This window comes from Streptosporangium sp. G11 (assembly GCF_051192615.1).
Taxonomy (GTDB): Bacteria; Actinomycetota; Actinomycetes; order Streptosporangiales; family Streptosporangiaceae; genus Streptosporangium.
This window is the reverse complement of record NZ_JBPJUQ010000090.1, coordinates 22,230-29,885: the sequence shown is the minus strand read 5'-3', so window position 1 is coordinate 29,885 and position 7,656 is coordinate 22,230. Positions and strand designations below refer to the sequence as shown.

The window sequence follows — 7,656 nt, the reverse complement described above, 5'->3', positions numbered from 1 at the left end:
CCCGCCTCCGTGATGCGTTCGCCGCGATCCCGGGCAGCGTCACGATGACGCTCCCTTGAACGAGGAGACCGCCCGCCAAGTCACGTCGCACACTCGTCCGTACGGGGGCAAGGTCATCGCCGCCGCCGACACACAGCGCCAGCGGTTCGAGATCGCCGCCGACCTCACCGGCGCGAACCTCACCGATGCGGTGGGCTTGCCCGCGTAGGTGCGGTTCGCGCCAGGTGAACCGAACTCGGGGTACATCAAAGCCTCCGTCAACCCCGGCGCGGTTCATGGTGGCTCGACCGGGCTCGTCGGGTGGAAACGGATCAGGCGAGGTCGAACCGGTCGAGTTCCATGACCTTGGTCCAGGCCGCGACGAAGTCGGCCACGAACCTGCCGGAGGCGTCCCGGCTGGCGTAGACCTCCGCGAGGGCTCGGAGCTGGGAGTTGGAGCCGAAGACGAGGTCGACCGCGGTGGCGGTCCACTTCACCTCATCGGTGTTCACGTCGCGGATTTCGTACACGTGCTCCTCGGACTCCGACGCCTTCCACCGGGTGCCCGGGGAGAGCAGGTTGGTGAAGAAGTCGTTGGTGAGCACGCCGGGCCGGTCGGTGAGGACGCCGTGCCGGGTACCGCCGAAGTTGGCTCCGAGAGAGCGCAGGCCGCCGACAAGGACGGTCAGCTGGGGCGGGGTCAGGCCGAGCATGTAGGCACGGTCGACGAGCAGCACCTCCGGCGGGGTCTTCTCGCCGGAGGACAGGTAGTTGCGGAACCCGTCGGCGCGGGGCTCGAGGACCCGGAAGGACTCGACGTCGGTCTGCTCCTGGGTGGCGTCGGTGCGGCCCGGGCGGAACGATACCGTCACCGTCACGCCGGCCTCGCGTGCCGCCTTCTCGACGGCGGCCGAGCCGGCCAGCACGATCAGGTCGGCAAGCGAGATCTTCGCGCCGCCGGCCTCGTTGAACTCACGCTGGATGCCCTCGAGGGTGTCCAGGACCGTCGCGAGCTGCTCGGGCTGGTTGACCTCCCAGCTGCGCTGCGGCTCCAGACGGAGCCTGGCGCCGTTGGCGCCGCCGCGCTTGTCGGTGGACCGGAAACTCGCGGCGGAGGCCCAGGCGGTGGAGACCAGCTGGGCGGTCGTGAGGCCGGACTCCAGGACCTTGGCCTTCAGGGAGGCGACGTCGCCGTCACCCACCAGTTCGTGCTCGACGGCCGGCACCGGGTCCTGCCACAGCTGGGGTTCGGCGACCCACGGTCCGAGGAAGCGGCTGACCGGACCCATGTCGCGGTGCAGCAGCTTGTACCAGGCCTTGGCGAAGGCCAGCGCGAACTCGTCGGGGTGCTCCAGGAAGCGGCGGGAGATCTTCTCGTACGCCGGGTCGACGCGCAGCGACAGGTCTGTCGTGAGCATCGTCGGCTTGTGCTTCCTCGACGGGTCATGGGCGTCGGGGATGATCGCCTCGGCGTCCTTCGCGACCCACTGCTTCGCGCCGCCGGGGCTCGTGGTGAGCTCCCACTCGTAGCCGAAGAGGATCTCGAAGAAACGGTTGCTCCACTGTGTCGGCACGTCGGTCCACGTCACCTCGAGACCGCTGGTGATCGTGTCTCCGGCCTTGCCGGTGCCGTAGGTGCTCAGCCAGCCCAGCCCCTGCGACTCCAGCGGCGCGCCCTCGGGCTCCGGCCCCACGTGGTCGTCCGCGATCCCGGCGCCGTGGGTCTTGCCGAACGTGTGGCCGCCGGCGATGAGAGCGACGGTCTCCTCGTCGTTCATCGCCATCCGTCCGAAGGTCTCGCGGATGAAGTACGCCGCCGCGGCCGGGTCCGCGTTGCCGCGGGGCCCCTCCGGGTTGACGTAGATGAGACCCATCTCGGTCGCGCCGACGTCCGGCGACATCGAATTGTCGGTGACGTAGCGCGCGTCGCCGAGCCAGGCGTCCTCCGGACCCCAGAAGATCTCCTCCGGCTCCCAGATGTCCTCGCGGCCGAAACCGAAGCCGAAGGTCTTGAACCCCATGGACTCCAGGGCGACGTTGCCGGCGAGCACGAGCAGGTCGGCCCACGAGATCTGCTGGCCGTACTTCTGCTTGACCGGCCACAGCAGCCGGCGGGCCTTGTCGAGGTTGGCGTTGTCGGGCCAGCTGTTGAGCGGGGCGAAACGCTGGGAGCCGTCGCCGGCGCCGCCGCGACCGTCGTGAATGCGGTAGGTGCCCGCAGCGTGCCAGCTCATCCGGATCATCAGGCCGCCGTAGTGGCCGAAGTCGGCCGGCCACCAGTCCTGCGAGGTGGTGAGCACCTCGATGATGTCCCGCTTGAGGGCTTCGACGTCGAGCTGCTCGAGCTCCTTGGCGTAGCTGAAGTCCCCTGCCAGCGGGTTGCCCTTGGAGGAGTGCGCGCGCAGTATCGAGAGGTCGAGCTGGTTGGGCCACCAGTCCCGGTTCGTGTGCGGACGACCGCCGGTCTTCGGAGTCGGCGAGTCGATGGCCGGGTTCTCGCTCTCGCTGCCGTGCGCGGTCACGGAGTCGTGCGCGATCGGGCAGCCGCCCGCTTCACCCCCGCCCTTGGTGTCGGTGACGATCGCGTCGTGGTTCTCGGTCATGGGAATCCTTCCGGATCAGCTGGCGGTGGAACAGTTGAGGCACACGCCCCAGTAAATGATCTCGGCCTCGTCGATCGCGAAGCCGTGATCGTTGGACGCGGTCAGGCACGGCGCCTCACCGATCGCACAGTCGACGTCGGCGACGACACCGCACGATCGGCACACGATGTGGTGGTGATTGTCGCCGACCCGTCCCTCGAACAGGGCCGGACTGCCCGGCGGTTCCATACGGCGGACGAGCCCCGCGGTGGTGAGCGCGTGGAGGCCTTCGTACACCGCTTGGAGGGAGATCTGGCCGATACGGTCCCGTACTCCCGAGGTGAGCGCCTCGACATCGAGATGGTCACCGTCTCGGACGGTTTCGAGCAGTGCGACACGGGCAGCCGTCACCCGTAGGCCGGCACCTCGCAGCTCCTCGGCGGTGGTCGGGGGCTGGGATGCGGTCATGGCCCCAACATACCCTCGTTAACACGAGTAATTTAAGATATTGACTGATTCAAGTCTTGGCGGGCCCCCCTTCGATGTCCAAGAGCACACGCGTGTACGTGTTCATGATCAGCCTGATCCGGCTGTGACCCGGCGTCTTCGTCACCGCCCGAGGCGTGGTCTTCGACGGCGACGCGTCAGGCACCCTCCAGCAGCCACCGAGCCCGGGCGATCGCCCCCTCGACCGGCGGGCGGTCGAGCAACGTCGTCCTCGCGGCCGGAAGCCACTGCTTGAGCAACTGTCGCACCGCCGCCCAGTACGCGGGCACATTGGTCACCAGCCCACCTGCGACCACCACGTCCTCGACCGGCACGCCCCGGCCGGCGAGCGTCACCACGAGCCCGGCCAGCGACCGTGCCCCCTCATCGAGGATCTGGCGTGCGGCCACGGAACCGGCGGCTGCCGCCGCGACCACCGCGGGCGAGTGCAGTCCCCAGTGCTCGGGACCGGTGCCCCAGCTGAGCGAGTGGGCGAGCGCGGCCGGATCGGGTGCGCCCGTCGACTCCAGCAGCATCAGGCCGAGCTCGTCGGGCTCCTCACCCTGGTCAGCCCGGGCCAAGACCGCCCTGGCCGCCTCACGGACCAGCGCGGAGGCGCTGCCGCCGTCGTCGAGCACCCAGCCCCAGCCGCCCGCGCGGATCAGGTGCTCGCCGTCGGTGTAGACGGCGATGGCGCCGGTTCCGGCGATCAACGCGACTCCACGCTCGAGCCCGGCCGCCGGCAGGAGCAGCTCGGCGTCGTTGACGACGGCGACCGGCGCCCGCACGCGGGTGATCAAGGCATCACGCAGGGCGGCGCAGTGGGCGCGGTCTTCGCACCCCTGCGCGCCGACCACCAGCGCTTGGACAGGCTCGCCGGGCAGCAGCGCGCACAACCAGGAGGCGGCGTGCTCGACCGGCAGGGCCGACCAGCCCTCGGAGGAGACCACGCGGTCGTGCCGTACGCTCTGGCCCTCAACAAGCCGTACGTGCGTCTTGGTGCCGCCGACGTCGAGCCCCGCGATCATCGGCTCTGCGCCCGCGGCGAGGCAACGGCGAAGTCGGCCGGGTCCACGCCACCCTCTTTGGTGTCGTCGTTGGCAAAGACGAAGGACTCGATGGCGATCCCGCGCTCGTCGGCGAGGGTGGCCACCAGCTCCTGCACCACGACGGTCTCCAGCACGATCCGCGCGCCGGTGGCGGCCCCGGGCAGCGACACGATGGCGAGATCGGCTGTCGGCTCGACCGCCGTGCCGGTGACCAGCAGAGTGAGATGCCCCGCTTCGGACAGGGAGCGGGCGAGCTCGACCTCGCGCCCGTCTCCGAAGATCACATGCAGTGTGCGGCCGGCGGACTCCATCTCGCCGTGCAGGTAGTTGCGGGTCGCGGACGCCGCTGCCGGCATGCGGGTGACCTCGCGCAGTAGCAGGGCCCCCTCTTCGGCGGAGGCGCGGGAGGCTCCCGACCCCACGACGTCGGCCGCCACGCAGCCGGCGGCCCGCTCGCGCACGGACGCGAGCACGTCCATCGCCGTCGAACGCACGCCGGCCATCTGCGCGGCGATGTCCCGCCACGGGTCCGCTATGGCGGGCCGGGCCGCGATCAGCTCTGCCACCAGATCCAGCGCGACGATCGTCCCGGTAAAGCCGATCGTGGAGGCATAGGAGTCGGGCTGGTTGCCCAGGCCGACGCTGAGATCGGCGAGATCGGCCAGCGGCGAGGGCATGACATTCAGCACCGCCACGCGGGGCACGGCGGCCAGCTCACGGAAGGCCGCGATGGTCTCCAAGCTGCGCCCGCTCTGGGAGACGCCGATGAGTAAGTCGGTGTCGAAGCCGCGCCCGGCGGGCCCGACCTCCGAGGCGAGCGCCCGCTGCGCGGCAACGCCCTGCTCGCGCAGCAGCTCCACCGGCACCGCCAGCGCCGCGTGCGAGGCGCCGATGCCGAGGAAGAGCGGCCGCCGGGCTCCGCTCAGGCGGGTGGCGTGCGGCCCGGCCAGTTGCTCGCGCACGTGGGCGGCGATCTCCTGGAGCGCCTGCGGCTGCCGCTCCTGGCCGTCACGGAAGGTGATGCGAGAGGTCATTGATCAAGGTCCTTTCAGCGTGCGGTGGCAACGGCGAGCAGGAACCACCCGGTGTGCGGGATCCACTGCTCGGCCCAGCGCCAGGACTCACCCTCGGGCGCGTCGGCGGGCAGGAAGGCGATGTCATCCTCGTTCTTCCAGCCGGAGGTGATGCCGTTGACGATGCCTCCGGGCAGATTCGGGAAGTCGGAGGCGTAGTCGACGTTGTTGCGTCCTTTGCCCTGGATCATCGAGGCGTCGAAGGGGTTGCGTCCGGTGATCCAGGCAAGCTGGTCGTCGGCGAACGCCTCCAGCCGGGAGCGCTGCGGCGGCGTGAGGCCGTCGAGACGCGCGCAGGCGGAGGCGGCGGCCGACAGGGAGGCGATCGTGGCGTTCTCGCCCTGCCACCAGTAGCCGGTCTCGTTGGCGTGCGGGAAGAAGAAGGCGTCGGCGGGTTCGCCGCCCGCGGGCTGGACGCGCTGGCGCGGGTAGCCGAAGGGATTGGGGACGGCGTGGGTGCGCTCCAGCGTGTCCAGCATTGCCCGGCGGGCCACGGCCAAGGCGTCTTCGGCGGCGCCGGGCAGCACTTCGGCGTACCTGATCAGGGCCAGCACCGGCAGGCCCGCCTCGACGGCGTGGAAGAAGGGCCTTCCTTCGGCGTCGGCGACGAACCAGCCGGGGCCGTTTCGTGAGGTGGTGTAGCGGCCGATCAAGGACAGGGCCCGGCGGTGGGCGGCCTGCGCGGTCTCCTCCACCCCGGCGGCCACCAGTTCCGCGGCGGCGAGCAGCGCCGAGTAGTCGTCGACGATGTTCTCGGCGCCGTCGTGCAGGTACTGATGGTTGTGCGCCTCCAGATGGTGGAAGCCCTCCACCGCCGCCGACAGGTACTCTTCGCGGCTGAAGTCACCCTCATCGTCCAGCGCGGCGGCGCGGGCCAGGGCCGCGATGGCCAGGCCGCCGCCGTGGCGGTAACCCGCCCGGTAGCGGTCGGTGCGCACGCACTCGGGCAGCGGCGCTGTGACGACCCGCTCCTCCAGCCGCTTGGTCAGCGCGTCGAAGATGCCCGTGTAGAAGTAACCCTTCTCGGAGCGGAAGCGCATGAGAAAGTCGGCGCCGAACAGCGCCTCGTCGCGCAGCCGCGCCGCGACCGACCGCGCCATCCGCGGGTGCCGGGACTCGACCGCGTCCCGCGCGACCATCATCGCCCAGGCGCACAGCGGGATCTGCTGCGGGCTCATTGTGCGCGTGTAGGTGAGATGGCTGAGGAACTTGCTGGTGTCGCCGCTGGCGTCCAGCCAGCCGCCCCGCGCGTCGACCGTGGCGCCGCCGTCGTCTCCCCAGAAGGCCGCCCGCCGGTCCTTGCGGTCGATCTCGCCGCTGGAGCGCATCGCCTTGAAGTAGGCCAGGACGTCGGACATGGTCTGCCTTTGCACCTGGTCGTCGCCGACGGTGAAGCTCTCGCTGAGCGTGTCACCCGCCTGGACGGCATAGCGTCCCGCCGGGAGCTCGTCCGGGAGCTCCACGCGTGCCCAGGAGCCGCCGCTCCAGCCGGCTACCTCCTGCACCGGCCCGGCGGTCAGCGGTGTGGCGGCCTCACCGGACACCAGCAGCAGGCGCTGCGGAAGGACGCCACCGGGGACGCGCAGCACCACGGCCTTCGACGCGGCCGTGCCGTACCCCAGATGGGCCACCCGGATCTCAACCCTTGAGCGCACCGGCGAGCACCGCCCTTTCCATCTTGTCGGCGAAGAACGCATACAGCACGTAGACCGGGATCAGGGTGATGACGATGCCCGCCGCGAGCACACCGTACTGTGAGGCGTTGGCCAGCGAGAGCGTCGGTAGCGCGACCTGGGCGGTCCGCACCGCGGTGTCCGGCCCGGCGATCACCAGGGCGAAGAAGTACTCGTTCCAGAAGGACAAGAAGTTGAGGATCAGCACCACGACCACGGTCGGCGTCGACAGCGGCAGATAGACCGAGCGCAGCAGCTGCCAGCTGCCCGCGCCGTCGAGGACCGCCGATTCCTCCAGGTCGTGCGGGATGGCGCGCATGGCCTGCGTGAGCAGGATCACCGACAGCGGCAGGGCACTGGCCGGAAGGAAGAAGATCAGGAACTCGCGGGTGTGGAAGAGCCCCAGCATGATCGACAACATCACGGTCGGTACCAGCGACGCGAACCCCGGCACCAGGAAGCCCAGCGCGAAGACCCGCTCGACCAGGACGGCGAGCCGGCCGCGCGATCTGGTCAGGGCGAAGGCGGCGGGTACGGCGAGCGCGAGGGTCAGCACGCTGGCTCCGGCCGTGACGTAGGCCTGGTTGAGCAGCGCGGGCCCGAGCGTCGCGTTGGCGAACGCCTTGCCGAAATTGTCCAGCTCCAGCCCGGTGAAGGGGGAGAACGGCGCGGACAGGATGCCCACGTTGTTCTTGAAGGCGGAGATGACCAGGTAGTACACCGGCACGAGGAGCAGCACTACGTAGAGCCACACGCCCGCGTGCGACAGAGCTGTCAGCAGACGTCGCATCCGGTCCTCCTTTCCGTAGTCCTG

General features: G+C 70.1%; 7 protein-coding genes. 1 reads left to right on the top strand and 6 read right to left on the bottom strand.

The features are described 5' to 3' along the window. The first annotated feature begins 55 nt into the window (after positions 1-55). On the top strand, positions 56-208 hold the full coding sequence (locus ACSDR0_RS42795) for a hypothetical protein (protein WP_435294703.1): 153 nt from the start codon (positions 56-58) through the stop codon (positions 206-208). Between the two features lie 103 nt (positions 209-311). Here the strand turns inward: ACSDR0_RS42795 and katG are convergent, their stop codons facing one another. The 6 genes from katG to ACSDR0_RS42765 all read right to left on the bottom strand — a co-directional run bounded on the left by katG (position 312) and on the right by ACSDR0_RS42765 (position 7,632). Further along, entirely contained in the window at positions 312-2,582 is a 2,271-nt protein-coding gene (katG, locus tag ACSDR0_RS42790) for a catalase/peroxidase HPI (protein WP_435294702.1), read from the bottom strand. Between the two features lie 15 nt (positions 2,583-2,597). Continuing rightward, a complete protein-coding gene (locus tag ACSDR0_RS42785; RefSeq protein WP_435294701.1) occupies positions 2,598-3,029 on the bottom strand; it encodes a Fur family transcriptional regulator in 432 nt (143 codons plus the stop codon). Between the two features lie 176 nt (positions 3,030-3,205). Next, a complete protein-coding gene (locus tag ACSDR0_RS42780) occupies positions 3,206-4,075 on the bottom strand; it encodes an N-acetylglucosamine kinase (protein ID WP_435294700.1) in 870 nt (289 codons plus the stop codon). Continuing rightward, positions 4,072-5,130, bottom strand: a complete 1,059-nt coding sequence (locus ACSDR0_RS42775) for an SIS domain-containing protein (protein ID WP_435294699.1) — start codon at positions 5,128-5,130, stop codon at positions 4,072-4,074. The genes ACSDR0_RS42780 and ACSDR0_RS42775 overlap by 4 nt, the downstream gene beginning before the upstream one ends. Positions 5,131-5,144: 14 nt before the next feature. After that, positions 5,145-6,824, bottom strand: a complete 1,680-nt coding sequence (locus ACSDR0_RS42770; protein ID WP_435294698.1) for a glycoside hydrolase family 9 protein — start codon at positions 6,822-6,824, stop codon at positions 5,145-5,147. Then, positions 6,808-7,632 (bottom strand): carbohydrate ABC transporter permease, encoded by an 825-nt coding sequence (locus tag ACSDR0_RS42765; RefSeq protein WP_435294697.1) that lies wholly within the window; start codon positions 7,630-7,632, stop codon positions 6,808-6,810. The genes ACSDR0_RS42770 and ACSDR0_RS42765 overlap by 17 nt, the downstream gene beginning before the upstream one ends. Positions 7,633-7,656: the final 24 nt, after the last annotated feature.

Bases quoted from the DNA above. Each gene is read 5' to 3' on its own strand.
- katG (WP_435294702.1), bottom strand. From the start codon at position 2,582: ATGACCGAGAACCACGACGCGATCGTCACCGACACCAAGGGCGGGGGT.
- ACSDR0_RS42785 (WP_435294701.1), bottom strand. From the start codon at position 3,029: ATGACCGCATCCCAGCCCCCGACCACCGCCGAGGAGCTGCGAGGTGCC.
- ACSDR0_RS42780 (WP_435294700.1), bottom strand. From the start codon at position 4,075: ATGATCGCGGGGCTCGACGTCGGCGGCACCAAGACGCACGTACGGCTT.
- ACSDR0_RS42775 (WP_435294699.1), bottom strand. From the start codon at position 5,130: ATGACCTCTCGCATCACCTTCCGTGACGGCCAGGAGCGGCAGCCGCAG.
- ACSDR0_RS42765 (WP_435294697.1), bottom strand. From the start codon at position 7,632: ATGCGACGTCTGCTGACAGCTCTGTCGCACGCGGGCGTGTGGCTCTAC.